The sequence below is a fragment of the Tistrella arctica genome (assembly GCF_039630945.1).
GTDB lineage: Bacteria > Pseudomonadota > Alphaproteobacteria > Tistrellales > Tistrellaceae > Tistrella > Tistrella bauzanensis.
The window spans coordinates 489,622-515,347 of record NZ_JBBKTV010000005.1; the positions used below are offsets into that span (position 1 = coordinate 489,622).

Below are 25,726 nucleotides of genomic sequence, written 5' to 3' on the forward strand. Positions count from 1 at the left end.
ATAGCAACGATTTCTGACAGCCGTATTGCCGCTTCAGGTGATGGTTCCGTCGGCCTGCGGCGCATAGCCGAAACCGGCAACGGGTGCAGCGGCGGTCTCCACCCACACGCTTTTCACCCGCACATATTCCAGCAGCCCTTCATAGCCGCTGGACCGGCCATAGCCGCTCTCGCCGAAGCCGCCGAAGGGTGACATCACCCCGATGGTCTTGTAGCCGTTGATCCAGAAGGTGCCGGCATTCACCGCCGCCGCCACCCGATGGGCACGGGCCGCATCCTGCGTCCACACAGCACCCGCCAGCCCGAAGCGGCTGTCATTGGCGATCGCCACCGCCTCGTCCTCGTCATCGAACGGGATGACCGCCACCACCGGGCCGAAGATCTCGTCGCGCGCCACGGCCATGGCATTCGACACCCCGGCCAGCACGGTCGGGGCATAGAAGAAGCCGCCGGCCAGCCGCGCGTCATCCAGCCCGGCCGGCCGGCCGCCACCCGCCACCGCCACGGCGCCATCCGCCAGACCGGCCGCGACCAGATCGCCGATCCGGCGGTGCTGGGCGCCGCTGATGATCGGCCCGATCCGCGTCGCCGGGTCCAGCGGATCGCCGATCGCGATCCGGCCCGCCGCATCCGCCAGCCGCTCGACCACCCGGTCATGCACCCGTCGCTGCACCAACAGCCGCGACCCGGCAACGCAGGACTGCCCGGCGCCCGAGAAGATCGCCGCCTGCGCGCCGAGCACGGCGCGCTCCAGATCGGCATCGCCGAAAACGATGTTGGCGGATTTGCCGCCCAGTTCCAGCACCGTCGGCACCACCCGCATAGCCGCCTGGGCGGCGATCCGGGCACCGGTCGCGGGCGATCCCACGAACACCACCTTGGCGCAGGCCGGGTGGGCGATCGCCGCGGCACCCACCGTATGGCCGGCACCGACCAGCACGTTCACCGCCCCCGCCGGCACACCGGCCGCGGTGATGATCGCCCCCAGCGCCACCGACGACAGCGGCGTCAGCTCCGACGGCTTCAGCAGCACGGCATTGCCGGTGGCCAGCGCCGGCGCCAACTGCCAGCCAGCCGTGAACAGCGGCGCGTTCCAGGGCGTGATCTGGACCACGACGCCATAGGGTTCATAGCGGGTATAGTTCAGATGGCCGGATGGCACCGGGATCACCGCGCCATGCAACTTGTCGGCCCAGCCGGCATAATATTCGAACATCTCCGCCACCTTCAGCGCCTCGGCGCGGGTGTCGGCCAGGGGTTTGCCGGCGGTCAGGCTTTCCAGCCGCGCCAGATCGTCCAGCCGGGCGCGGATGGCCATGGCCGCCGCCCACAGCACGCGGCCACGGGCGGCATGGGTCAGCGCCGCCCACACCCGCTGCCCGGCCCGCCCGGCCTCCGCCGCCGCATCGACGACATCGGCGCCGCCATCGGCCAGCGTCACCACGATGCGGCCGGTCGCGGGGTCGACAAGGTCCAGGGCGTCGCCGCTGCCGGCAAGGATCCGGCCGTCGACAAAGCTGCCGAACGCCTCCGATCCGGTCAGACGGGTGAAGATCGCCCGGATCTCGGGCAGGGTGTCGTCGGGGCGCATGACATGGGTCTCCGATTTCAGAACGCGATCAATCGAGGGCGGCGATGCGGTTGAAGTCTTCGTCATCGCCCAGCGCGTCGGCACTGTCGCGCCACAGCCGGGCGGCGACATCGAGCAGCGGCATGGATGTGCCGGTATCGCCGGCCAGCGCCTGAGCCAGCCCCACATCCTTGCGCATCAGGCCCATGGTGAAGCCGCTGTCGAACAGGCCCGACAGAATCCAGCGCGGAAAGTTGACCTCCGACACGCCGGCACGACCCGATCCGGCATTCAGCGCGCCGATCAGGGTTTCGGCATCGACCCCCGCCGCCACGCCCATACGCACCGCCTCCGACACGGTCAGCAGATGGGCGGCACACAGCAGGTTGTTCACCAGCTTGACCACATGACCGGCGCCGACATCGCCGCAGAGCGACAGCTTTGCCGACAGCGCATCCAGCACCGGCTGTGCGCGGGCGATATCGGCCGCGGCACCGCCGACCATCATGGTCAGCGTGCCGGCCGCCGCACCCGCCGGGCCGCCCGAGACCGGCGCATCGACCAGCGCATGACCGGCATCCGCCAGCACCGCCGCCAGCCGGCGGGTGACCGCCGGTTCCGACGTGGTGGTGTCGATCACCAGACGATCGGCCAGACCCGACGCCATCAGCCCGTCATCGCCGGTCAGCACCGCCTCGACATGGCGCGCCATCGGCAGCGACAGCACGGCCACCGGTGCTGCGGCAAAGGCGGCGGCGGGGCTGTCGGCAAGCGCGATACCGGCGGCGGCGGCCCGCGCCCGCGGCCCGGCGCCGGGGTCGTATCCGGTGACGGCGAAGCCGGCGCGCGCCAGGGTTTCCGCCATCGCGGCACCCATATTGCCCAAGCCGATCACGGCCACCTGCCTGTCGGTCATGTCACTGCTCCCTGAACTGAACCCGCTGTTCGCGATCGTTTGCGGGCAAGGCGCGACGACTTGCCGTCACCATGCCATCATCTTCACAATCCGCATCCGCCACCGGCTCAGCATGCGCAGCCGGCAATTCACCGCTCAAGCGCTATTGCCGGAACGCCGCGTTGCCGTTATGGCAACGGTTGGCGACGCAAACTGACAAGGTGGAGACCGGCGGTGCTCAGGATCGATGACAAGCCCTTGCGCTATTTCCTGGCGGTGTTCGAGGCCGGATCGATCCGGGCGGCGGCCGACGGCCTGCACATCGCGCCCTCCGCGATCAGCCGTCAGATCGCCGGCATGGAAGCCGATCTGGGCGTGCTGCTGATGGAACGCACCAAACAGGGCATCCGCTTCACCGAGGCCGGCCGGCTGGTCGCCGGCCATGCCCGCCGCCGGCTGGAACTGGATGACGGTTTCGCGGCCGAACTGGCGGCGGCCAAGGGCGGCATCGCCGGCCGGGTCCATGTCATCACCGGCGAGGGCTTCGTGGTCGACCTGATGCACCATGCGGTCGCAGCATTGGCCGGGACCTTTCCCGATGTTCAACTATCGATCGATGTCGGCGGCACCGACCGGATGATGAACGGCATTCTGAAGGACGCCTATGATATCGGCCTGGTGTTCAACCCGCCACGCCTGCCCGAACTCGACGTGCTGGCCGAAGCGGAAAAGCCGCTCTGCGTGCTGGTGCCGCCGCATCATCCGCTGGCCGGCCGGTCCAGTTGCACCCTGGCCGAGACCGTGGACATGAAGGCGGCGCTGCTGGCCGAAACCTTCGGTGTGCGCAAGCTGATCGCCGGCGCCGAGGCCGCATCCGGCCTGCGCATCCGGCCGGCCCTGGTCACCGACTCGATCAATGTGGCCATGCATTTCGTGCTCGCCGGCTGCGGCATCACCTATCTGCCGGCCTTCGCCGTCTCGCGCCAGCTCCGCCGCGGCGAGGTCAGCGCCGTGCCGCTTTCCGATACCGCCCTGGCGCATGTGCCATCGCGGATCGTCGTCCGCGGCGGCCGGCCGCGCACCGGCGCCGTGCGGGCGGTGGCCGAGTTGATGGCGGCACGGATGGAGGCCTTCGGCGCCGAGGCCATGTGAGCCATGGATCGCCAGCCGTTGCCGCTGCGGCAACGGCTGCGTGTAATTAAAGTGCTTGCCGTCCGGTGTCACGGTTTTGATTCTGGGAGGATGACAAGGGCGGGCCGGCCTGCGCGCCGGCCCGCCCGACAAATAACGCGCAGAGCCTGGGAAGGCCACGTCATGCCCCGGCCATGTCCGGGGCGGTAACCTCCATTCCGCCGGGGGGACGCAATATGTCCGTCGTAAAAGAAACCATGCAGCTCTGGCGGCTGCATCTTGCCGTGCTGGTCCTGGCGATCATCGCCGAGCTGATCGGCATCCAGCGCATCCCGATCGGGATCGGCGCCATCCTGCTGCTGCCGCTGCTCTATGCCTTCGTGATGGCGGCACTGCTGAACCCCAACATCATCAAACCGGCGGCCCGTCTGATCCGCGCCCGCGAGGTCAAGGCCGCCTCGCCGCTGATCGTGATCGCGATCATGCCGTTCATCGCCAAATTCGGCACCACCATCGGCCCGGCAATCGACAAGATCATCGCCGCCGGCCCGGCGCTGCTGCTTCAGGAACTGGGCAATCTGGGCACGGTGCTGATCGCGTTTCCGATCGCGGTCTGGGTGCTGAAGCTGGGCCGCGAGTCGATCGGCGCCACCTTCTCGATCGCGCGCGAGCCCAACATCGCCATCATCGCCGACCGCTATACCCTGAAATCGCCCGAAGGCACCGGCGTGATGGGGGTCTATGTCATCGGCACCCTGTTCGGCACCTTCATCTTCGCCATCCTGGCCTCGGTCTTCGCCACCGCCGGCTGGTTCGATCCGCGCGCGCTGGCCATGGCCTGCGGCGTCGGCTCGGGCTCGATGATGGCCGCCTGCACCGGCGCGCTCGCCTCGGCGCTGCCCGCCATGAAGGATGAACTGGTGGCGCTGGCCGCGGCATCCAACCTGCTGACCTATGCGACCGGGCTGTATGCCGGGCTGTTCATCGCCCTGCCGATGGTCGAGAAGCTCTATGTCATGGCCCGCGGCCGTGACGATGCCACGGCGCGCCGCGCCGCCGAAGCCGGGGAGTGAGACCGATGTCCGATACCACCCTTCAGGCCCCGGCCACGCCCGACGAACGCAAGCTCAACCTCGTCGATCACGCTTTGGTGCTGATCGTGATCTGCGCCATCGATCTGGTGGTCAACGCGGTCAATCACCAGGTCGGCTTCCTGCACAACCTCACCGGCATGGTGGTGCTCTATGCCATCTGCATGGCCGGGCTGGTGCTGACCCGGATCATGCCGTTCTATCTGCCCAGCGTCGCCTGGATCTCGCTGGTCGGCATGGCGGTCACCCTGCCCTTCGTGCCTGGATCGGACTGGGTGGTGGCGCAGGTGACGGCGATCGACTTCCTGGCCCTGACCACCCCCACCCTCGCCTATGCCGGCTTCGCCATCGCGCGTGAGGAAATCGCCACCGCGAAGACCTCCGGCTGGAAACTGGCCGTGGTGGCGGTGATGGTGTTCTTCGGCACCTATCTGGGCTCGGTGCTGATCGCCGAGTTGATGCTGGCCTGGACCTGACGACCGGCCACCATATCCTCAATCATGATCCTCTCGTCGTGGCGCCCGGGCATTGCCGTCCGGGCGCCACCATCCGTCGGAAGCACACCCCCAATGTCGCTCAGCCTGTTCGACCTGTTCAAGATCGGCATCGGCCCGTCGAGTTCCCATACCGTGGGCCCGATGGTGGCGGCACGGCGGTTTCTCGATGCGCTGGACCGCGACGGCCGCTTCGGCACCCTGGCCGCCATCACCGTCGAGATCTATGGCTCGCTCGCTCTCACCGGCCGTGGTCATGCCACCGATACCGCGATCATTCTGGGCCTTGCCGGTGAAACGCCCGACGGCGTCGATCCCGACCTGATCGCCGGGCTGATCGAGGGGGTCAGGCAATCGCGGCGTCTGGCGGCGCTGGGCCGGCGGCTGATCAGCTTCGACCCCGACACCGATCTGGTCTGGCGGCGCAAGGACACCCTGCCCCATCACACCAATGGCATGACCTTCATCGCCCGCGATGCCGGCGACGCCGAGATCGCCCGCGACAGCTATTATTCCATTGGCGGCGGTTTCGTGATCAGTGCCGCCGAAACCGACGCCGCCGCCGGTGATGCGCCGGTTCATGGCGATCGCGGCGCCCTGCCGCTGCCGTTCAACAGTGCCGCCGAGCTGCTGGCCCTGACACAAGACCATCAGATCGATATCGCCGGAATCGTGCGTCGCAATGAGCATGCGCTGTGGGGGACGGCCGAAACCGCGCGCCGGCTGGCGGCGATCAAGGCGGCCATGCTGGGCGCGGTCGATCGCGGACTTGCAACCGACGGTCCGCTGCCCGGCCGGCTGACCCGGCGCCGCGCCGCCGATCTGGCCCGCCGGCTGACCGAACGCGCCGGCGCCAATGCCCTGCCGGCGCTGGATGGCTTCGAACGGCTGTCGGCCTATGCGATCGCGGTCAACGAGGAAAACGCCGCCGGCGGCCGCATCGTCACCGCGCCCACCAATGGTGCCGCCGGCATCATCCCGGCGGTGCTCGCCTGGCTTCTGCGCCATTCGGGCATCGGCGGCGACGAGCGGGGCCGCGAGGCCGCCGCCGATACCATGCTGTTCACGGCGGCCGCGATCGGCATGCTCTACAAGCTCAACGCCTCGATTTCCGGCGCGGAGGTCGGCTGTCAGGGCGAGGTGGGCGTGGCCAGCTCAATGGCTGCCGGCGGGCTTGCCGCCGCGATGGGCGCCAGTCCGGCGCAGGTCGAGAACGCCGCCGAGATCGCCATGGAACACCATCTGGGCATGACCTGCGATCCCGTCGGCGGGCTGGTCCAGATCCCCTGCATCGAACGCAATGCCATGGGTGCCGTGAAGGCGGTCAATGCAGCACTGCTGGCGCTGGCCGGCGATGGCAGCCATGTGGTGTCGCTGGACACGGTCATCCGCACCATGAAGGAGACCGGCCACGACATGCAGAGCAAATACAAGGAAACCAGCCTGGGCGGCCTTGCCGTCAACGTGCCGGTCTGCTGACAGGAGGACGATCCCGATGCCCGATAGCATGCCCCCCCGCCAGAACGTCACCCTTCATCCCGCGGTCGCGGCGATCGCGGACGAGATGCGCGCCTGGCGCCATCACCTCCATGCCCATCCCGAAACCGCCTTCGAGGAACACCAGACCGCGGCCTTCGTCGCGGAAAAACTGGCATCCTTCGGCATTCCGGTCGCGACCGGCATCGGCCGCACCGGCGTGGTCGGCACCATTCAGGGCCGTCGCACCGCGTCGGACGCGGCCCCCGCGCGGTCGATCGCGCTGCGGGCCGATATGGACGCGCTGCACGTCACCGAACTTAACCAGTTCGCGCACCGCTCGCAAAATCCCGGCCGGATGCATGCCTGCGGCCATGACGGCCATACCACCATGCTTCTGGGGGCCGCCAGGGTGCTGGCGGCCGATCCGGATTTCGCCGGCACCGTCCATGTCATCTTCCAGCCCGCCGAAGAGAACGAGGGCGGCGGCCGGGCGATGGTCGAGGACGGGCTGTTCGACCGCTTCCCCGCCGACATGGTCTTCGGCATGCACAACTGGCCGGGCCTGGCGGTCGGCCATATGGCGATGGCGGCCGGGCCGATGATGGCCGGCTTCGACATCTTCGAAATCGTGGTGCGCGGCCGCGGCTGCCATGCCGCCATGCCCGATCTGGGCCATGATGCGGTCACCGCCACCGCCCATCTGGTTGCCCAGTTGCAAAGCATACCAGGACGAAGCATCAACCCCCTGGCCTCAGCGGTTGTGTCCGTCACCCAGATCCATGGTGGCGACACCTGGAACGTGATTCCCGAAGAGATGGTGATCCGCGGCACCACCCGCAGCTTCAGCCCGGATGTCCAGGCAGTGATTGAAGCCCGGTTGGCGTCGATCGCCGAGCACACCGCCGCCGCCCATGGCTGCACGGCCAGCCTGCGCTATGAACGCCGTTATCCGGCCACGGTCAACACGGCGCCCGAAACCGCGCGGGCGGACGCCGCCGCCATGCTGGTGGTCGGGGATGCCGCCATCGACCGCAACCCGGTGCCGTCGATGGCATCGGAGGATTTCGCCTTCATGCTGCATCAGCGCCCCGGCGCCTATGTCTGGCTGGGCAACGGCCCCACCGATGGCGGCTGCCTGCTGCACAACCCGGCCTATGACTTCAACGACGACGCGGCCCCCATCGGCGCCAGCTATTGGGTCCGGCTGGTGGAAACCGTGCTGGGCGGCTGATCGGGAAGCCGGCGCGACGGCGCCAGGATCACCCCGGCGCCGTCAGCCGTTTTATCACGCGGCATCCGCGTCGATATCGGCCACATAGCTGTCGACGAGTTGCCGCAGGTCGCGGGTCTGGGCGGCGAGTGCCGTCGATGCGCTGCTCATCTCGCCCGCGGCACGGCCGGTATGGCCTGCCGCGTCGGCAATGCCGGTGATCGACTGCAACACCTCGGCTGTGCCCGACGATGCCTGCTGGGTGTTGCGGGCGATTTCCGAGGTCGCCGCAACCTGTTCCTCCACCGCCGAGGCAACCGCCGTGGTCAGCGCGCCGACCCGACCGATGGTCGACGAGATCGAGCGGATGGCATCGACCGTGCGCCCCGTGGCGCCGGTCATGGCGTTGATCTGCTGCTGGATCTCCTCGGTCGCCCGCGCGGTCTGGGTGGCCAGGTTCTTCACCTCCGACGCCACCACCGCGAAGCCCTTGCCGGCTTCACCGGCGCGCGCCGCCTCGATGGTCGCGTTCAGGGCCAGAAGATTGGTCTGAGACGCGATCTGCTGGATCAGCAGCACCACGTCGCCGATCTTCTGGGTGTTGGCGGCCAGTTCCTGCACCGTCGCATCGGTCGCCTCGGCCTCGGTGACGGCCGCACGGGTGACGTCGGCGGTGTCGACCGTGCGGGCGCCGACCTCGCGGATCGAGGCGGCCAGTTCCTCGGACGCCGTCGCCACGGTCTGAACATTGGCGGTCGCCTGTTCGGCGGCAGCGGCCACGGTGGTGCTGCGGCTGCTCTGGTCTTCCGCCGTGCGGCTCAGCCCCTCGGCATTGCCGCGCACCTGATCGGCGGCGCTGGACAGGGTCGAGACGATATCGGTCACACCGGCCACGAATGCGCGGGTCAGGTCCTCGCGACGACGACGCCGGGCGGCCTGGTCGGCGCGGGCGGCTTCCTGTTCGGCCGCCAGCGCATCGGCACGGATCATGCTGTCGCGGAAGGTCTCGACCGCCTTGGCCATGGCGCCGATCTCGTCGCCACGATCGGCGCCGGGGATCGCCACCCCGGTATCGCGCGCCGCCAGCCGGCCCATGACGGCGGTCATCCGCCGCACCGGCACCGACACCTGCCGATACATCACGATACCCGCAATCACGGCGATCACCAGCCCCAGGGCCATCGCGATCACCATGCCCAGATTGGCGTTGCTGTTGGTGTTCTGCGAAATCCGGCCGGCTTCCGCCGCGCCTTGCACGTTCAGGGCCATCATGTCGGTCGCGATCGCCGAGATATTGCGGCGCGCCTCACGGCTGGCGCCACGATAGGCCTGCTGAGCCTCCAGCAACTGGCCATCGGTCAGCAGCGCCACGACCTTCGCGGTCTCGGTGCGATACACCGTCCACGCCGCCGACAACCGCCGATACAGCGCCTCGTCCTCGGCATCGACCACCAGGGGCGCATAGTCCTTCAAGGCCATGTCGGCACGACCGAGGGCATCGTTCATCCGCTCGAACAGGGCGAGCCGGGCCGCGGGATCGCCTTCCAGCACCGCCGCCGCGACCTGAAGCCGGCTGTCCAGCACACTGCGGTCGAACCGCGAGATGGATTGCAGGCTGGGAATGCGGTTGCCGCGCAGATTGACCGAGCTTTGCTCGATCACCCTGAATTCCCACAAGGCGAACAGGCCGGAGACGAGAATAACCGCGGTGAGCGTCGCGAAGGCGGTGACCAACTTCGCAGTGATGGAGACTGAGCGTGTCGACATGATGATCCGCATGTTCCAATTGGCCCTCTAACGGCGGGGGCAGAACGTATGGGTGCATACCCGGTGCTGGCGCCGCGCCATGAAACCGAACAGACCTTAACGAACCAATAATGCTGATATATTGCGGCACGCAGCACACCCATGCATCCGGCGCGCATCGGCGGCGCCGCCGCCGATGCCCATCGGTCCCGCTTGAAGCAGTCGCCTGCATTAATCGTTCTGCGGCGCGGTCATCCATGTCCTCGTGGATTTGACCTTGGACCTCTTCATCCCCATCTAAAGGGTTCATGATCGTCAATATTGCCGGAGGCCTGTTCCACGATGCTGATCCGCGCCGATTTCGCGGCCCCCGCCCTGGTCCGACCCGATCCCGAGGCGTGGATCGCATCCCCTGCCGCCGGCGTTCATCGCCTGATGCTCGATCGGGTCGGTCACGAGGTCGCCCGCGCCACCAGTCTGGTGCGGTACGATCCCGGTGCCGGCTTCACGCCCCATGTCCATGGCGGCGGCGAGGAAATCCTGGTGCTGAAGGGCGTGTTCGGCGACGAGCATGGCGACTATCCGGCGGGCACCTATCTGCGCAATCCGCCCGGCACATCCCACACACCCCGCGCCCCTCAGGGCAGCCTGCTGTTCGTGAAGCTGCGCCAGTTCCAGGCCGGCGACACCACTCAGATCGCCCTGAATCCGAATGACATACCACCGCAGCCATTGGCCAAGGCCCGCGATGTGACCGAACGGCTGTTGCATGAATTTGGAGACGAGCGGGTGACCCTTCTGGACCTGGCCCCCGGGGCCGAACTGCCGGCCTGCCGCCGCAGTGGTGGCGAAGAGATTCTGGTGGTCAGCGGATCACTGATCGATGCTGCCCACGGCCTGCTGCCGGCCGGAAGCTGGTTGCGGCGGCCACCGGGGCGGGTGTCGGCGCGCCGCAGCGATGGCGGCTGCCGGCTCTATGTCAAAACCGGCCATCTGCCGCCCGACCTTCAGGCGTTCGCGGCATGAGCGCCGCACGAGGCATGTCCGATATCCGTCTGCGCACAGCGACCGATGCCGATACGACCGACATCGCCGCCGTCGTGACCGCCGCTTTCGATCGCCCGGACGAAGCCGATCTGGTCAGCCGGCTGCGGGCCGATGGCGATGTGGTTCTGTCGCTGCTGGCCGAGGATGCCGACGGGCGCATCGTCGGCCACGCCCTGTTCGGCCGGCTGGAGCTTGCAACCGGGATCGTCGCCGATGACGGCCCGGTCCGGGCGGTGTTCCTGGCGCCGGTTTCCGTGCTGCCCGATCGCCAGCATGCCGGCATCGGATCGATGCTGATCCGCTTCGGTCTGTCACGCATGCGCAGCAGCGGCCGCGAGGCGGTGTTCGTGCTGGGCGATCCGGCCTATTACGCCCGTTTCGGCTTCGATGCCGAGCGCGCCGCCGGCTTCGACTGCCAATGGTCGGGCCCGCATCTCATGGCGCTGGAACTGGTCGCCGGCGTTCTGGGCGATGGCACCGGAACCCTGCGCTATCCGGCAGCCTTCGGCGGCAGCCGCTGATCCGACCAGCCGCGCATGGGTGGTTCAACACCCGCGCGCGGTTCATCTGGCAAAACAGTCTTCCAGCACGATGGCCGAGCGGGTGCGTTCAACCCCGTGAAAGGCGGCGATGCGGTCGATCAGGGCGTTCAGCCGGTCCAGATCGCCGCAGCCGACCAGGGCCAGCAGATCGAAGGGCCCCGAGACCGCATGCAGGGCGGTCACCTCAGGGCAGGCCTTCAATTGCTGGATCACCTGCCGCCCCAGCTTGGGGCGCAGTTCGATCATGACATGCGCCCGGACCTTCGGCTCCAGCGGCGTGCCCACCTCCACCCGATACCCGCGGATCACGCCCGTGGCCTCCAGCGCCGCCAGCCGGTGACGCAGCGCCGTGCGCGACAGGCCGACCTGTCGCGCCAGCGCCGCCACGGGCATACGGGCGTCTACCTTCAGCGCCGCGATCAGCGCGCGGTTGATGTCGTCGAGATCATGGGCCGCCATAGATCGGGCTCCTGCCTTGGCTGATCGGCCCGGCCATAGCCGGATCGGCTATAAACAACCCGGCTTCAGCCATATCGTCAAGTGGATGCCGCACCCTGGCCCGCATCAGGATGGTCGTTGACAGGGCCACACCCGTCACGCACGCCAAAGAAGCGGAGACCATACCCATGCGCATCCTCATCCTCGGTGCCGGCCGTATCGGCACGGCCGTCGCCCATATGATGGCAGACGCCGGCGACCATCGGATCACCCTGGCCGACCGTCATTTCGGCCACGAGGCCGGCCAGCTCGCGCCCTCGATCGCGCAGATCACCGCCGATGCCGGCGATCCGGCCGACCTCGACCGGATCATGCGCGACCACGATGCGGTGCTGGCCGCCGGCCCCTATCACCTGTGCCCGGTGATCGCCGAGGCGGCGGTGCGCAACAGCCTGCATTATTTCGATCTGACCGAGGATGTCCGCTCCACCCGCGCGGTGTCGGTGCTGGCCGAAGGCGCGCGCACGGCCCTGGTGCCGCAATGCGGTCTGGCGCCGGGGGTGGTCTGCGTCATGGCTCATGGCCTGGCCCATGGCTTCGATCAGGTCGAGGCCATCCGCATCCGCGTGGGTGCCCTGCCGGCCCATCCGACCGGACCGCTCGGCTATGCCATGACCTGGTCGACGGCAGGTGTGGTGAACGAATACTGCAACCCCTGCGAGGCGATCTGGAATGGCGAGCGCCGCGAGGTGCTGCCGCTGGAAGGCGAGGAAACCGTCATCCTCCATGGCACCACCTATGAGGCGTTCAACACCTCAGGCGGGCTCGGCATGCTCGCCGATGCCTTCGACGGCCGTATCCGCACGCTCGACTACAAGACCCTGCGCTATCCCGGCCATCGGGCGATCATGAAGCTGCTGCTGGAAGACCTGAAGCTGCGCGACCGCCGCGACCTGCTGGAACAGGTTCTGGAAGCCTCGGTGCCCACCACCGACCAGGACGTCGTGGTGCTGTCGGTGTCGGTCGACGGCATGGTCCATGGCCGGCTGACCCGCAAATCCTGGACCCGCGAGGTCGGCGCGCGCGACGTTGCCGGCATGCATATGTCGGCCATCCGCCTGACCACCGCCGCCGGCGTCGCCGCGGTCATCGACATGCTGGCGGCCGGCCAACTGCCGCAGCAGGGTCTTGTCCGCCACGACCATATCGATGCCGACACCCTGCTCGCCAACCGCTTCGGGCAGCACTACGCCTGATGTCCGAAGCAATCCGGGGTGGACATTCCGGATGAGCGGGATAGAACAGAAAGAGTGGTCCGGGTGATAATCCGGGTCGCACGGCAATCATAAGGAATGCCGTGCGACCCGATCGGGTCTTCCATCACGTGTCCACACACCGTCAGGCGCACCCGCAAGCGGGCGGCTGTTTTCAAGGAATGTCGAGGCCGGCACAGGCACACCGGCGATGTCTGGCAAGGGATCTTGCAGATGCTCAGCAGAACAGGGCACAGCCCGCGCGCGGCCATCCGCGGTCTTCGCAGCCTCACCACATGCGCGCTGGGCGGCATCGCCTTGATGGCGCTTGCCGGCGGTGGCGATGCCCGGGCGCAAGGGGTGGGCATCACCATCTCGTGCGGCGCGCTTGGGGTGGAATTGCAGCTCTGCCGCGATGGCGCCGCCGCCTGGGAGCGCGAGACCGGCAACACGGTCGAGATCGTCTCGACGCCGAATTCGTCGAACGAACGTCTGGCGTTGTATCAGCAGATTCTGGGCGCCGGCGCCGACGACATCGACGTGTTGCAGGTCGACGTGGTCTGGCCGGGCATTCTGGCGCCGCATCTGGTGGATCTGAAACCCTTGCTGGGCGATGCGCCCGACGCCCATTTCCCGGCGCTGATCGACAACGACACCGTCGACGGCCGGCTGGTCGCGATGCCCTGGTGGACCGATGCCGGCGTGCTCTATTACCGCCGGGATCTGCTTGAGAAATACAGCCATCAGCCGCCTGAGAGCTGGTCGGACCTGACCCGCATCGCAGGCCTGATCCAGAAGGCCGAACGCGCCGAGGGCCGGGACGGCTTGTGGGGCTATGTCTGGCAGGGCCGCGCCTATGAGGGGCTGACCTGCAACGCGCTGGAATGGTTCGATGCCTTCGGTGGCGGCACCATCGTCGATGGCGATGGCAAGGTCACCGTCGACAATCCGCAGAACCGCGCGGCCCTGACCGAGGCGGCGGGCTGGATCGGCACCATCTCGCCCGAAGGCGTGCTGAATTACGACGAGGAAGCCGCGCGCGGCGTGTTCCAGTCGGGCAAGGCCGTGTTCATGCGCAACTGGCCCTATGCCTGGGCCCTGTCGCAGAGCGAGGACAGCCCCGTGCGCGGCAAGGTCGGCGTGATGGCGCTGCCGCCCGGCGGCCCCGGCGGCCAGACCACAGAGGGCAAGACCACGGAGGGCAAGACCACGGGCACGCTGGGCGGCTGGCATCTGGCGGTGTCGCGCTATTCGGCCAACCCGGAGGTCGCGGCCGATCTGGTACGGTTCCTGACCAGCCCGGCCGAACAGAAGCGGCGCGCGGTCGAGGCCTCATACAATCCAAGCATTCCGGCGCTCTATCAGGATAACGAGGTGCTGGCCGCCAACCCGTTCTTCGGCCAGTTGTTCGAAACCTTCCAGACCGCCGTGGCCCGGCCGTCACGCGCCACCGGCGACAATTACAACCGGGTCTCGGCCGCCGTCTGGCAGCGCGTGCAGGATGCCCTGGGCGGCCGCATGGCGCCGGATGCGGCCCTCGCCGCCCTTGATCGCGACCTGAACCGGCTGTCGCGTGGTGGCCGCTGGTGAGGCCGCGGGCATGATCGGCGCCGCGATGCGCCGGCCCCGATCCCGACAGGCCACCGCCGCCCTGTTCCTGTCGCCGATGGTGCTGGCGCTGGCGGTGGTGGCGGTCTGGCCGCTGGCGCGCACGATCTGGTTCGGCTTCACCGATGCCAGCCTCACGGCACCGGCGGACTACACTCTGGTCGGCCTCGCCAATTATCTGGAGGTCTATGACGGCGCCTGGTACGGCGTGCTGGCCGATCCGCAATGGTGGCAGGCGCTGCGCAACACCCTGGTCTTCGCCGCGGCATCGGTCACCGCCGAAACCGTGCTGGGCGTGGGCATGGCGCTGGTGCTGAACGCCCGCTTTCCCGGCCGCGGTCTGGTCCGGGCGGCGGTGCTGGTGCCCTGGGCGATCCCGACCGTGGTCTCGGCCAGGATGTGGGCCTGGATGCTGCATGATCAGTTCGGCATCATCAATGCCGGGGCCATGGCGCTGGGGCTGATCGACCGGCCGGTGGCGTGGCTGGCCTCGTCGGATACCGCCATGCTGTCGGTCATTCTGGTCGATGTCTGGAAGACCACGCCTTTCGTGGCGCTGCTGACGCTGGCAGCGCTTCAGACCGTGCCGCGTGACTGCTATGAAGCGGCCAGGGTCGACGGCATCCCGCCCTGGCGCGTGTTTCTGCACATCACCCTGCCGCTGATCCGGCCGGCACTGGCGGTGGCGGTGGTGTTCCGGCTGCTCGACGCGCTCCGGGTGTTCGACGTCGTCTATGTCATGACCGGCGAGGCCGAGGCCACGATGACGCTGTCGATCCATGCCCGCCAGCAACTGGTGCAGTTCCAGGACATGGGTTATGGCTCGGCGTCGGCGACCCTGCTGTTCCTGGTGATCGGGCTGGTCACCGTCGCCTATCTGGCCGTGCTGCGCCCCGACCGGGCCGCCAGTGGCCAGCGCATGGCTGGCCATGCCGGGGAGGCCGGCGGATGACCCGCTATGCCGCGCGTGCCGGGCTGGCGCTTGCCGTCGCCCTGCTGCTGATCTGGTCGCTGTTTCCGCTGTATTACGCGGTGCTGACCTCGATGGAGAGCGGCAGCGGCGTCTTTCAGGTCCGCTGGTGGCCGGATGCGGTCGATCTCGGCAATTACCGCACGCTGTTCGCCGGCAGCAATTTCGGCCGCAGCATCCTGAACTCGATCATGGTGGCGACATTGGTGGTCGCAGCCTCGCTGCTGCTTGGGCTGACCGCCGCCCACGCCCTGGGCCGGATCCGGTTTCGCGGCCGGCGGCTGCTGCTGATGGCGGTGCTGGCGGTGTCGATGTTTCCGCAGGTGGCTGTGCTGTCGGGCATGTTCACGCTGATCCGCGGGCTGGGGCTCTATAATTCGCTCTGGGGTCTGGCGCTCGCCTATCTGCTGTTCACCCTGCCGTTCACGGTCTGGGTGCTGACCACCTTCATCCGCGAACTGCCGGTCGAGATCGAAGAGGCGGCGATCATGGATGGCGCCGGCCCCTTCACCATCCTGATCCGGATCTTCCTGCCGCTGATGTGGCCGGCCATGGCCACCACCGGGCTGATCGCCTTCATCATCGCCTGGAACGAGTTCCTGTTCGCGCTGACCTTCACCCTGACCGACACCATGCGCACGGTGCCGGTTGCCATCGCCCTGCTGACCGGCGGCAGCCAGTACGAACTGCCCTGGGGGATGATCATGGCCGCATCGGTTACCGTCACCCTGCCGCTGGTGGCGCTGGTGCTGGTGTTCCAGCGCCGTCTGGTCGCAGGGTTGACAGCCGGCGCCGTGAAAGGCTGATCGATGACCACCATGCCCGCCCGGCCCTCGGCACAGATGCCCGTCGCCGCATCCGATGTGATGCTGGAACTGCGCCATCTGTCGAAACGCTTCGGATCGACCAAGGTTCTGCACGATATCGACCTGGTGGTGCCGCGAGGCAGCTTCACGGTCTTTGTCGGCCCCTCGGGCTGCGGCAAATCCACCCTGCTGCGGCTGATCGCCGGGCTGGATGCCCCATCGGATGGCCAGATCCTGATCGATGGCCGCCGGGTCGACACGCTGCCGCCGGCGGCGCGCGGGGTGTCGATGGTGTTCCAGTCCTATGCGCTCTATCCGCATATGACCGCCCGGCGCAATATCGGCTTCGGGCTGAAGATCGCCGGACAGTCGGCCGCCGATATCGAGGCCAGGGTCGCCCGGGTCGCCGGCATGCTCCAGATCGGCAGCCTGCTCGACCGCAAACCCGCCGAATTGTCGGGCGGGCAGCGCCAGCGGGTGGCGATCGCCCGCGCCATCGTCCGCGACCCCAAAGTGTTCCTGTTCGATGAACCGCTGTCGAACTTGGATGCGGCGCTGCGGGCCGAAACCCGGGTGGAACTGGCGCGGATGCATGCCGATCTGGGCGCCACCATGATCCATGTCACCCATGATCAGGTCGAGGCGATGACGCTGGCCGATCAGCTTGTGGTGCTGAATGGTGGCCGGATCGAGCAGGTGGGGCCACCGGCCGATCTCTACCGCCATCCCCGCAGCCTGTTCGTCGCCCGCTTCCTGGGCAGCCCGCAGATGAACCTGTTCACGGCCACGGCCATGGCCGCCAGCCATGATGGCACCACCGCCACGCCGTCCGGCGCCAGTTGCATCGGCATCAGGCCCGAAGATCTGACACTGGCCGATCAGGGGCGCGCCGCGATCGCCACCGGTCGCCTGATCATGGTCGAGGAGCTTGGCGAGACCCGCATCCTGCATGTCGATATCGGCGCCGCCTCGGTCGATGGCCGGCCCGTCACCCTGCGCCATCGCCCGGCCCCGCCCGCCATCGGCAGCCCGGTCACGCTGACGGCCGATCCGGCGGACTGGCATCCCTTCGACCACCAGGGACGACGACTGCCGCGATAGCGGCGCAGGCCGCCACAACAGCATCGCCCCCCATACGCGAATTGTTTACCGGTCCTGCAACACTGTAGGATCTGGTCTCGCGGTGGTGCCGGACCGCGAGACCAGATCCTCCGTTTGGCGGCGTTGTGGAAGGAACGGTCCGACGATGGATATCGGCACACTGGCGGTCTACAACGCCTGGGTCACCGTGGTCCTGACCATCGGATTCACGGCGGTCGCGATCGCGCGCCGCAAATCCGAGCACGTCCTGTGGTGGACCGCGGGCAATGCCGCGCGGGCGGCCGGATCGCTGATCCTGGCCTTCAACATCGCCACCGGCGACATCGTGACGGTCCTGACGGCAAACACGCTGCTGCTGGCCTCGTCGGGGCTGTATCTGACCAGTTTCGAGCGGCTGACCGGCAATCGCGGCATGATGCCGCCGGCCATCGCCATCATCGCCGGCACGTTCGGCGTGGTGCTGACCTTCACCGTCATTCAACCGGACCTGAAAGCCCGCATCGTCGGCTATTCGGTGGGCTCGTCATTGCTGCTGCTTCAATGTGCGGTGGTTGCCATCCGCCATGCCGGCCGCGGCAATACCCGCTCGTCGCTCAGGGCCGCCGGCGCCGTGTTCGGCGTGTTCGGGCTGATCACCCTGTTGCGCGGCCTGGCGACGCTGGCGGGTCCGGGTTTCGACACGGTCCTGTCCAGCCCGCCGGTGCAGGCGGCATTCCTGGTGCTGGCCGGCATGTTCTATGTCGGCAGCAATTTCGCCATGCTGTGGAGCATCATCGTCGGGGATGGCGAGCGCCACGCGGCCGAACTCGATGCCGCCCGTCAGGCGGCGGAGCGCGCCAGCCTTGCGAAATCGCGCTTTCTCGCCACCATGAGCCACGAATTGCGCACGCCCCTGAACGGCGTGCTCGGTGCCGCCCAATTGCTGCTCGACGACCCGTCGCTCGCCCCTGAGCCACGGCGGCGGGTGCAGATGATCACCAGCGCCGGACGGCATCTTCTGGGCGTGGTGAACGATGTGCTCGACTTCTCGAAGATCGAGGCCGGCAAGCTCAGCCTGCAACCGCGCGACGGAGTCGACCTGCGCGGTCTGCTGGGGGTCGCCACCGACGTGATCGCCCCTCAGGCCACCGCCAAGGGCCTGCTGCTGATGACCGATGCCGCACCCGATCTGCCGCGCGCGGTGCGGGTCGACGGCATGCGCCTGCAGCAGGTGCTGCTGAACCTTCTGTCGAATGCGGTCAAATTCACCCATGACGGCCGGGTGGTGCTGCGGGTCCGCCGGCTGGATGACGGCCGGTTGCGGTTCGAGGTGCAGGACGATGGCCCCGGCATCCCCGCGGGCAAGCGCGACCTTCTGTTCAAGGATTTCTCGCAGATCGAGGATGGCGCGAGCGAAAGCTCGGGAACCGGGCTTGGGCTCGCCATCTCGTCGCGGCTGGTGCGGGCGATGGGCGGCCGGCTGTCCCTGGACGCCACCGTCAGTCGCGGCGCGCTGTTCCGCTTCGATATCCCGCTGCCGGAAACCGTGCCCGCCGCCGCCGGCCCGATGCCCGCACATGCAGCGGCCGAGGCCGACCCGGCCGCGGCCGCTGCACCCGCGCCACGCATCCGGGTGCTGATCGCCGACGATGTCGAGATGAACCGCGAGGTTCTGGCGGCGATGCTGAAGCGGCTGGGTTGCGCGGTCGACAAGGCCGAGGACGGCGCCGAGGCACTGGCGATGGCCGCCCGTGGCGGGCTGGATCTGGTGCTGATGGATATGCGCATGCCGGTGATGGACGGGCTGGATGCCACCCGTGCCATCCGTGGGCTGAACGATCCGTCCGCCGCCCGCGTGCCGATCGTGGCGCTGACCGCCAATGCCTTCGAAGAAGCGATCGACCAGTGCCGGGCCGCCGGCATGGACGACTATCTGGCCAAGCCCATCCAGATCGCGGAACTGGCCGAGGTTTTGCGCCGCCACACCAGCTTCGTCGAACAGACGTCCCAGGGCCAGGACGGCGCCACGATCGAAGCCGCCGCATTGTCGGGCATGAGCGGCGACGGGGCCGCGCCGATCGCGGGCGCCGACGACGAGATGCAGGCGATCGACCGGTTGCAGCGCATGCTGGGGCGTGATCGCGTCAGCCAGATGCTCGACAGTTTCATGAGCACGGCCGCGGAACGGCTGCAACGCATGACACCTGCGGCCGACCCGGCCGTGCTCGCCGATGATGCGCGCACCCTTGCCGGCATGGCCTCGCTTCTGGGCCTGGAGCAGGCGGCACTTCTTGGCCGCCGCCTTGCCACATCGACCGAGAATGGCGAGGACGCGGCGATCCGGCAGGCCCATCTCGATGCCTTCGGCAGCCGGCTGCGCAGCACGCTGGTGGAATTGATGATGCGGCGCGCCCGCCTGCGCGAACAGGTGATGCCGTAAACGAAGCCGCCTCCCGCCCCGGCGGACCGCTGTGCTACCCTGCCGGCCGCGCGCGACAGGGATCGCGCGGCAAGAACCGCAGGATGGAGGACATGCCTTGTTGAAGATCTATGGCACCAGCGGGTCGCGCACCTCGCGCAATCTGTGGCTGGCCGAGGAACTGGGGCTCCCTTACGAACATCTGCCGGTCGCGATCCGCGATGTCGCAAGCCACCCGGAAATCACGGCCATCAACCCGGCGCGTCAGATCCCGGTGATCGACGATGACGGCGTGGTCGTCGCTGAAAGCATGGCGATCAACCTCTATCTGGCGGCGAAGCATGGCGGACCGCTGGCGCCGCGGGATGCCGCGGAAACCGGCCATATCGCCCAGTGGACCTTCTGGGTGGTGACCCATGTCGAGGTGCTGGCACTGACCGTTCTGGGCCATCGGGTGTTCTTTCCCGCCGACCGTCGCGATCCCGCGAAGGCAGACGAGGCCGAGGCAGCCCTGGCCCGGCCGCTGGCGGTGCTTGAAGGCGCGCTGGCCCGCGGCGATGGCTGGCTGGTCGGTGGCCGGTTCACGGTCGCCGACCTGAACGTTGCCGCGATCATCGCCTGGCTGGTCGCCTCGCGCGCCGATCTGGCGGCCTTCCCCAACGTCACGGCCTGGGTCCGGCGCTGCCGGGGTCGCGACGCGGCCAAGAAGGCCCAGAAGCTGCCCTGATCCTGCCGACCGGCAAGTGCCCCTGAAACAGACGCGGCCCCGCCCGGCATCCATCCCGTCCCCTGGGATGGCGCCGATGGCGGGGCCGCTTGCCCCTTCCCCCGGGGCAGCCCGATCCCCCGCCGCATCGGGCGGGGGTAATCCTGTTTCGTCAGCCGTGACCGGTCAGATACGGGTTGCTCACTCAGCCGGGCTCGCCAGCGGACGCACCGGCACCGATACCGCCCCCGATGGGCGGATTGCGGCCGGTGCCTCGCTGTCGTCGACGACATGACCGGCGGCGAGCGTGGCATTCAGGCGGTCGCGATCGAGTTCGCCTTCCCAGCGCGCCACCACCACGGTCGCGACCGCATTGCCGATGAAATTGGTCAACGAGCGGCATTCCGACATGAAGCGGTCGACACCCAGGATCAGCGTCATGCCGGCGACCGGCACCGAGGGCACCACCGCCAGCGTCGCCGCCAGCGTGATGAAGCCCGAGCCGGTCACACCGGCGGCGCCTTTGGAGCTGAGCATCGCCACCAGCAGCAGCAGGATCTGGTCGCCCAGCGCCAGCGGCGTATCGGTGGCCTGGGCGATGAACAGCGCCGCCATGGTCATGTAGATATTCGTGCCGTCCAGATTGAACGAATAGCCGGTCGGCACCACCAGCCCGACGACGGGCTTGGAACAGCCGGCCTTCTCCATCTTCTCCATCAGCGCCGGCAGCGCCGATTCCGACGAGCTGGTGCCCAGCACCAGCAGCAATTCGGCCTTGATATAGCGGATCAGGCGCAGGATCGAGAAGCCGTTGGCACGGGCGACCGCCCCCAGCACCACCAGCACGAAGAACAGCGCGGTCATATAGAAGGTGCCGACCAGCATCGCCAGATTGGCGATCGAGCCGATGCCGTATTTGCCGATGGTGAAGGCCATGGCGCCGAAGGCACCGATCGGGGCGACCTTCATCACGATATGGACGATGTTGAAGATCACCTGGGTCGCGGTCTTCAGCACCGACATCACCGGCGCGCCGCGCTCGCCCATCATCGACAGGCCAATGCCGAACAGCACCGAGAAGAACAGCACCTGAAGGATATCGCCCGAGGCGAAGGCGCTGAACGCGGTGCCGGGAATGATGTTGAGCAGAAAGCCCACCAGCGACTGATCATGGGCCTTGGCGGCATAGCCCTGCACGGCGGCGGCATCCAGCGAGGCCGGATCGATATGCATGCCGTCGCCCGGCCGCACGACATTGGCGATCACCAGCCCGACGATCAGCGCCAGGGTGGAAAAGGTCAGGAAATAGATCATAGCCTTGGCGCCGACCCGGCCGACCTTTTCAAGATCGCTCATGCCCGCGATGCCGGTGACCACGGTCAGGAAGATGACCGGGGCGATGATCATCTTCACCAGCTTGATGAAGGCATCGCCCAGCGGCTTCAGTTCGGCGCCCAGGCCCGGCCAGAAATGACCAAGCACGATACCAGCCGCGACCGCGACCAGAACCTGAACGTAAAGATGCTGATAGGGTTTCCTCGGCGCGGGCGCGCCCTTGGTCGCGTCGCGACCTGAGATCGGCTGTGCCATCCTGCGGCGTCCTCCATGAGCGCCGGCGTATCGCACCGGCCTGATCTTGCTTGTCGCCGGCGGCTGTCCTGGTGGCACCTCCCGGCGGGCTCCCCAGCCTCCAGTCGGCGCAGGCAGATCCGCGCGGTTGAGGATCGGTATTGGCAAGCGCCGTGCCAGAGGACGCGCCACCGCACAAGTCCTTGAATTCCAATCAGGAATATCCGGCATACCCCGCTCGACTGCCGGCAATTTGTGTGGAAATCCAGCCAGACCCCCGCCTGATATGGCGGATATCCGCACGCTGTGTGGATTTGCGCATGGACTGGATTGCAGCCACACTAAAGCCCATGACCAGTTCCACCGCACGGGCCGAAACCGCCAGACGCCCTGCCCCGCCGCACCGCCCCAGGCCGGCGCGGCGGGGGCGCGGCTGGCTGCTGTTTCTGCTGATCTGGCTCGGTGTGGGCTGCCTGCTGGTCTGGCAGGCCGGCCAGATCGCCCGCGATCAGGCGATCGACGATCTGACGGTGGCGGGGCAGACCGCGATCGCGCTGCATGTCGAGGCGCTGGCCGCCGAGATCGACAAGCAGCGCGCATTGCCGGTGGTGCTGGCAACCGACCCCGATGCCCTGGCGGTGCTGCGCGCGCCGACCGACACCGGGGCGGTCATGGCCCTGAACCGCAAGCTTGAGGCATTGAGCGCCGCCACCCGCGCCGCCGTGATCTATCTGATCGATGGCGATGGCATGACCATCGCCGCCAGCAACTGGCAGGAGCCGGCCAGCTTCGTCGGCAATGACTATGGATTCCGGCCCTATTACACTGTCGCCATGGCCGAAGGCGCCGCGGAGCATTTCGCCATGGGCACCGTCAGCCACAGGCCCGGCATGTATCTGGCCCGCCGCATCCAGGCCCCCGACGGGCGCCGGCTGGGGGTGATGGTGGTCAAGATCGAATTCGACCGGATCGAACAGTTGTGGCATGCGGCACCCGACCGGATCTTCGCCACCGATGCCCGCGGCGTGGTGCTGGTCACCGGCATCGATGCCTGGCGGTTCCGCAGCCTGACACCGCTGCCGGCGGAAACCCGCAGCGTCATCCGCGCCAGCCTGCAATATGGCGATGCGCCGCTCGACCCGCTGCCGCTTGCGCCCGACACCGGCATGGGCAAGCCGCTGGTTCACCTGACGACGCCGATGGCGGCCGGATCGCGCCTGCTCCATATCAGGGCGGCGATGCCGGATATCGGCTGGACCCTGCACCTGCTGAGCCCCGCCGACCAGCCGCTGAACCGGGCCGCCGCCAACGCCCGGACCATCGTCACGACCCTTGTGGCCCTGCTGGCCGCCGCCACCGCCGCCCTGCTCTATCGCCGCCAGCAGCTCCGCGCCCGGGTGGCCGCCGCCGACGACGCCCGTGCGCAACTGGAGGCGGCGGTGCGCGACCGCACGGCCGATCTGGCCAGCACCAATGCCGCGCTGGAAGCCGAGATGGAAGAGCGCCGTCTGGCCGAGGCCGCCGCCCGCCAGATGCAGGATGATCTGGTTCAGGCGAGCCGGCTGGCGGTGCTGGGCCAGATCGCCGCCAGTGTCGCGCACGAAATCAACCAGCCGGTCGCGGCGATCCGGGCCTTTGCCGACAATGCCGCCGCCTTTCTGGACCGCGATCGCCCGCAGGCCGCCCGCGACAATCTGGTCCGCATCGCCGGGCTGACCGACCGGATCGGCGCGATCACCGGCCAGTTGCGCGGCTTCGCCCGCAAATCCGCCCCCACCCCCACGCCGGTTGCGGTGATCGAGGCCGTCGACGGCGCCCTGCTGCTGCTGGGCCACCGGCTGCGTGCACATGCCGTGGCATTGGATCTGGACATGCCGGCAGATGCGACCGATGCGCGCGTGATGGCCGATCGCGTGCGTCTGGAACAGGTGCTGGTCAACCTGATCGGCAATGCGCTGGATGCCGTGGCCGATGGCCCGGAGCCGCGGATCACCATCAGCCTGCGGCGCGCCAAGGGCCGGATCGCTCTGGCCGTCGCCGATAACGGGCCCGGACTGCCCCTTGATATCCGCGCCGGCCTGTTCCTGCCGTTCCGCACCACCAAGCCCGACGGGCTGGGGCTGGGCCTGGTGATTTCCGCCGATCTGGTGCGCGAGATGGGCGGCATGCTGACAGCCGGACCACCCGCCACCGATGACAGTCCGCCCGGCCAGGGCGGCGCGCAATTCATCCTCGACCTGCCGGAGGTATCATGACCGGTCGCGACACCATGCCCCCCGCCACCGGCCCGGTGATCTTCGTCGACGACGAGGCCGATATCCGGCTGGCCAATGTCCAGAGCCTGGAACTGGCCGGCTTCGACGTCATCGCCTGCGACAGCGCCGCCGCGGCGCTCGACGCGGTCTATACCGATTTCCCCGGCGTGGTGGTCACCGATGTGCGCATGCCCGGCACCGACGGCCTGGCGCTGTTCCGCAGGTTGCGGGCGCTCGACGCCGACCTGCCGGTGATCCTGGTCACCGGGCATGGCGACATCGCCATGGCGGTCGAGGCGATGCGCGACGGCGCCCATGATTTTCTGCCCAAGCCCTATCCGTCCGACCGGCTGGTCGAGACGGTGCGCCGGGCGGTCGCGATGCGGCGGCTGGTGATCGAGAACCGGCGCCTGCGGGCGGCGCTCGATGCCGAGGACGGCCTGCCGCTGATCGGTCGGACCCCGGCGATGGACCAGTTGCGGCGGATGGTGCGCGAGGTGGCCGCCGCCGATATCGATGTGCTGGTGCTGGGTGAGACCGGATCGGGCAAAGAGGTGGTGGCCCAGGCGCTGCATGCCGGCAGCCACCGCCGCGACCGGCGGATGGTGGCGCTGAACTGCGGCGCGCTGCCTGAGAGCGTGATCGAAAGCGAGCTGTTCGGCCACGAGCCGGGCGCCTTCACCGGCGCCCAGCGCCGCCGGATCGGCCGGATCGAGCATGCCGATGGCGGCACACTGTTCCTGGACGAGATCGAAAGCATGCCGAAGGCGCTGCAGGTCAAGCTGTTGCGGGTGCTGGAAACCCGCACCGTGGAGCCGCTCGGCACCAACGAGATCCGCGCCGTCGACCTCCGGGTGATCGGCGCCACCAAGGTCGATCTGCTACAGGCGGCGGCCGCCGGCGATTTCCGCGACGACCTGTATTACCGCCTGAACGTTGTGACGATCCGCATACCGCCGCTGCGCGAGCGCCGCGCCGATATCCCGCTGCTCTATGCTCATTTCCTGGCCCGTGCCGCCAGCCGCTTCAACCGGCCGCCACCGCCGATGTCCGACGCCGTCCGCCATCACCTGTCGGTTCACGACTGGCCGGGCAATGTCCGCGAACTGGCCCATTTCGCCGAGCGCGCGGCGCTTGGCCTGACCGACGGCCCGCCCGACCCCGCATCCGGCCCGTCGGCCATGGCGGGCAGCGCGGTCGATGCCAGCCTCGCCGACGACCCGTCTCTGCCGCTGCCGCGCCGGGTCGACCGGTTCGAGGCGGCGGCGATCCGGGCGGCCCTTGCCGCCGACCAGGGCGAGGTCAAGGCCGTGGTCGCGCGGCTGGGGCTGCCGCGCAAGACCTTCTACGACAAGCTGCAACGCCACGCCATCGACCCTAACGACTATCGGGAAGCCCGGCGCGGCTAGCCTCGACCA

At 68.3% G+C, this 25,726-nt stretch carries 21 protein-coding genes; 16 read left to right on the top strand and 5 right to left on the bottom strand.

Annotation, left to right across the window (positions count from 1 at the left end):
• Positions 1–33: 33 nt before the first annotated feature.
• Together WG924_RS13815 and WG924_RS13820 are read right to left on the bottom strand one after the other, a co-directional pair.
• On the bottom strand, positions 34–1,590 hold the full coding sequence (locus WG924_RS13815; protein ID WP_345933616.1) for an aldehyde dehydrogenase family protein: 1,557 nt from the start codon (positions 1,588–1,590) through the stop codon (positions 34–36).
• A gap of 28 nt (positions 1,591–1,618) precedes the next feature.
• The gene (locus WG924_RS13820; protein ID WP_345933617.1) at positions 1,619–2,485 is read right to left on the bottom strand and encodes an NAD(P)-dependent oxidoreductase; all 867 of its coding nucleotides are present in this window, start codon (positions 2,483–2,485) and stop codon (positions 1,619–1,621) included.
• 213 nt (positions 2,486–2,698) lie between these two features.
• Here WG924_RS13820 and WG924_RS13825 point away from each other — a divergent pair, with 213 nt between their 5' ends.
• The 5 genes from WG924_RS13825 to WG924_RS13845 all read left to right on the top strand — a co-directional run bounded on the left by WG924_RS13825 (position 2,699) and on the right by WG924_RS13845 (position 7,890).
• Positions 2,699–3,616 (top strand): LysR family transcriptional regulator, encoded by a 918-nt coding sequence (locus WG924_RS13825; RefSeq protein ID WP_345933618.1) that lies wholly within the window; start codon positions 2,699–2,701, stop codon positions 3,614–3,616.
• Positions 3,617–3,831: 215 nt separating this feature from the next.
• Complete coding sequence (locus tag WG924_RS13830) at positions 3,832–4,668, top strand: DUF3100 domain-containing protein (RefSeq protein WP_345933619.1); 837 nt, start codon at positions 3,832–3,834, stop codon at positions 4,666–4,668.
• 5 nt (positions 4,669–4,673) lie between these two features.
• The gene (locus WG924_RS13835) at positions 4,674–5,162 is read left to right on the top strand and encodes a hypothetical protein (RefSeq protein WP_188579019.1); all 489 of its coding nucleotides are present in this window, start codon (positions 4,674–4,676) and stop codon (positions 5,160–5,162) included.
• A 93-nt stretch (positions 5,163–5,255) separates the two neighbouring features.
• Positions 5,256–6,659 (top strand): L-serine ammonia-lyase, encoded by a 1,404-nt coding sequence (locus WG924_RS13840; RefSeq protein ID WP_345933620.1) that lies wholly within the window; start codon positions 5,256–5,258, stop codon positions 6,657–6,659.
• A gap of 16 nt (positions 6,660–6,675) precedes the next feature.
• The gene (locus WG924_RS13845) at positions 6,676–7,890 is read left to right on the top strand and encodes a M20 aminoacylase family protein (protein WP_345933621.1); all 1,215 of its coding nucleotides are present in this window, start codon (positions 6,676–6,678) and stop codon (positions 7,888–7,890) included.
• Positions 7,891–7,944: 54 nt separating this feature from the next.
• Here WG924_RS13845 and WG924_RS13850 read toward each other — a convergent pair whose 3' ends face one another.
• Positions 7,945–9,636 carry a methyl-accepting chemotaxis protein gene (locus tag WG924_RS13850; protein ID WP_345933622.1) on the bottom strand — a complete coding sequence of 564 codons (1,692 nt, stop codon included), beginning with the start codon at positions 9,634–9,636 and terminating at the stop codon, positions 7,945–7,947.
• Positions 9,637–9,957: 321 nt separating this feature from the next.
• On the opposite strand from WG924_RS13850, the gene WG924_RS13855 reads away from it, so the two are divergent.
• Both WG924_RS13855 and WG924_RS13860 read left to right on the top strand, forming a co-directional pair.
• Complete coding sequence (locus WG924_RS13855; protein ID WP_345933623.1) at positions 9,958–10,641, top strand: cupin domain-containing protein; 684 nt, start codon at positions 9,958–9,960, stop codon at positions 10,639–10,641.
• Positions 10,642–10,655: 14 nt separating this feature from the next.
• Entirely contained in the window at positions 10,656–11,183 is a 528-nt protein-coding gene (locus WG924_RS13860) for a GNAT family N-acetyltransferase (protein ID WP_345933624.1), read from the top strand.
• 42 nt (positions 11,184–11,225) lie between these two features.
• Here the strand turns inward: WG924_RS13860 and WG924_RS13865 are convergent, their stop codons facing one another.
• A complete protein-coding gene (locus tag WG924_RS13865; protein ID WP_188579007.1) occupies positions 11,226–11,663 on the bottom strand; it encodes an Lrp/AsnC family transcriptional regulator in 438 nt (145 codons plus the stop codon).
• Between the two features lie 167 nt (positions 11,664–11,830).
• Between WG924_RS13865 and WG924_RS13870 the strand changes: the two genes are divergently transcribed.
• From WG924_RS13870 to WG924_RS13900, 7 genes are all read left to right on the top strand, one after another.
• A complete protein-coding gene (locus WG924_RS13870) occupies positions 11,831–12,898 on the top strand; it encodes a saccharopine dehydrogenase family protein (protein WP_345933625.1) in 1,068 nt (355 codons plus the stop codon).
• Positions 12,899–13,216: 318 nt separating this feature from the next.
• Positions 13,217–14,485 carry an ABC transporter substrate-binding protein gene (locus WG924_RS13875; RefSeq protein ID WP_345933668.1) on the top strand — a complete coding sequence of 423 codons (1,269 nt, stop codon included), beginning with the start codon at positions 13,217–13,219 and terminating at the stop codon, positions 14,483–14,485.
• A gap of 10 nt (positions 14,486–14,495) precedes the next feature.
• Positions 14,496–15,455 carry a carbohydrate ABC transporter permease gene (locus tag WG924_RS13880; RefSeq protein WP_345933626.1) on the top strand — a complete coding sequence of 320 codons (960 nt, stop codon included), beginning with the start codon at positions 14,496–14,498 and terminating at the stop codon, positions 15,453–15,455.
• A complete protein-coding gene (locus WG924_RS13885) occupies positions 15,452–16,279 on the top strand; it encodes a carbohydrate ABC transporter permease (RefSeq protein WP_345933627.1) in 828 nt (275 codons plus the stop codon). The genes WG924_RS13880 and WG924_RS13885 overlap by 4 nt, the downstream gene beginning before the upstream one ends.
• Positions 16,280–16,282: 3 nt before the next feature.
• The gene (locus WG924_RS13890; RefSeq protein WP_345933628.1) at positions 16,283–17,380 is read left to right on the top strand and encodes an ABC transporter ATP-binding protein; all 1,098 of its coding nucleotides are present in this window, start codon (positions 16,283–16,285) and stop codon (positions 17,378–17,380) included.
• Positions 17,381–17,525: 145 nt separating this feature from the next.
• Positions 17,526–19,799 (top strand): ATP-binding protein, encoded by a 2,274-nt coding sequence (locus WG924_RS13895; RefSeq protein ID WP_345933629.1) that lies wholly within the window; start codon positions 17,526–17,528, stop codon positions 19,797–19,799.
• Between the two features lie 97 nt (positions 19,800–19,896).
• Positions 19,897–20,505 carry a glutathione S-transferase family protein gene (locus WG924_RS13900; protein WP_345933630.1) on the top strand — a complete coding sequence of 203 codons (609 nt, stop codon included), beginning with the start codon at positions 19,897–19,899 and terminating at the stop codon, positions 20,503–20,505.
• 180 nt (positions 20,506–20,685) lie between these two features.
• On the opposite strand, the gene WG924_RS13905 is transcribed toward WG924_RS13900, so the two are convergent.
• A complete protein-coding gene (locus WG924_RS13905) occupies positions 20,686–22,074 on the bottom strand; it encodes a dicarboxylate/amino acid:cation symporter (RefSeq protein ID WP_345933631.1) in 1,389 nt (462 codons plus the stop codon).
• 329 nt (positions 22,075–22,403) lie between these two features.
• Here WG924_RS13905 and WG924_RS13910 point away from each other — a divergent pair, with 329 nt between their 5' ends.
• Both WG924_RS13910 and WG924_RS13915 read left to right on the top strand, forming a co-directional pair.
• Positions 22,404–24,308, top strand: coding sequence for a sensor histidine kinase (locus WG924_RS13910; protein ID WP_345933632.1), 1,905 nt, complete (start codon positions 22,404–22,406; stop codon positions 24,306–24,308).
• Positions 24,305–25,717 (top strand): sigma-54-dependent transcriptional regulator, encoded by a 1,413-nt coding sequence (locus tag WG924_RS13915; protein ID WP_372044805.1) that lies wholly within the window; start codon positions 24,305–24,307, stop codon positions 25,715–25,717. Before WG924_RS13910 ends, WG924_RS13915 begins: the two co-directional genes overlap by 4 nt.
• The last annotated feature ends 9 nt before the right edge of the window (positions 25,718–25,726 follow it).

Bases quoted from the DNA above. Each gene is read 5' to 3' on its own strand.
- WG924_RS13815 (WP_345933616.1), bottom strand. From the start codon at position 1,590: ATGCGCCCCGACGACACCCTGCCCGAGATCCGGGCGATCTTCACCCGT.
- WG924_RS13820 (WP_345933617.1), bottom strand. From the start codon at position 2,485: ATGACCGACAGGCAGGTGGCCGTGATCGGCTTGGGCAATATGGGTGCC.
- WG924_RS13830 (WP_345933619.1), top strand. From the start codon at position 3,832: ATGTCCGTCGTAAAAGAAACCATGCAGCTCTGGCGGCTGCATCTTGCC.
- WG924_RS13835 (WP_188579019.1), top strand. From the start codon at position 4,674: ATGTCCGATACCACCCTTCAGGCCCCGGCCACGCCCGACGAACGCAAG.
- WG924_RS13840 (WP_345933620.1), top strand. From the start codon at position 5,256: ATGTCGCTCAGCCTGTTCGACCTGTTCAAGATCGGCATCGGCCCGTCG.
- WG924_RS13845 (WP_345933621.1), top strand. From the start codon at position 6,676: ATGCCCGATAGCATGCCCCCCCGCCAGAACGTCACCCTTCATCCCGCG.
- WG924_RS13850 (WP_345933622.1), bottom strand. From the start codon at position 9,636: ATGTCGACACGCTCAGTCTCCATCACTGCGAAGTTGGTCACCGCCTTC.
- WG924_RS13855 (WP_345933623.1), top strand. From the start codon at position 9,958: ATGCTGATCCGCGCCGATTTCGCGGCCCCCGCCCTGGTCCGACCCGAT.
- WG924_RS13860 (WP_345933624.1), top strand. From the start codon at position 10,656: ATGTCCGATATCCGTCTGCGCACAGCGACCGATGCCGATACGACCGAC.
- WG924_RS13865 (WP_188579007.1), bottom strand. From the start codon at position 11,663: ATGGCGGCCCATGATCTCGACGACATCAACCGCGCGCTGATCGCGGCG.
- WG924_RS13870 (WP_345933625.1), top strand. From the start codon at position 11,831: ATGCGCATCCTCATCCTCGGTGCCGGCCGTATCGGCACGGCCGTCGCC.
- WG924_RS13875 (WP_345933668.1), top strand. From the start codon at position 13,217: ATGGCGCTTGCCGGCGGTGGCGATGCCCGGGCGCAAGGGGTGGGCATC.
- WG924_RS13880 (WP_345933626.1), top strand. From the start codon at position 14,496: ATGATCGGCGCCGCGATGCGCCGGCCCCGATCCCGACAGGCCACCGCC.
- WG924_RS13885 (WP_345933627.1), top strand. From the start codon at position 15,452: ATGACCCGCTATGCCGCGCGTGCCGGGCTGGCGCTTGCCGTCGCCCTG.
- WG924_RS13890 (WP_345933628.1), top strand. From the start codon at position 16,283: ATGACCACCATGCCCGCCCGGCCCTCGGCACAGATGCCCGTCGCCGCA.
- WG924_RS13895 (WP_345933629.1), top strand. From the start codon at position 17,526: ATGGATATCGGCACACTGGCGGTCTACAACGCCTGGGTCACCGTGGTC.
- WG924_RS13905 (WP_345933631.1), bottom strand. From the start codon at position 22,074: ATGGCACAGCCGATCTCAGGTCGCGACGCGACCAAGGGCGCGCCCGCG.
- WG924_RS13910 (WP_345933632.1), top strand. From the start codon at position 22,404: ATGACCAGTTCCACCGCACGGGCCGAAACCGCCAGACGCCCTGCCCCG.
- WG924_RS13915 (WP_372044805.1), top strand. From the start codon at position 24,305: ATGACCGGTCGCGACACCATGCCCCCCGCCACCGGCCCGGTGATCTTC.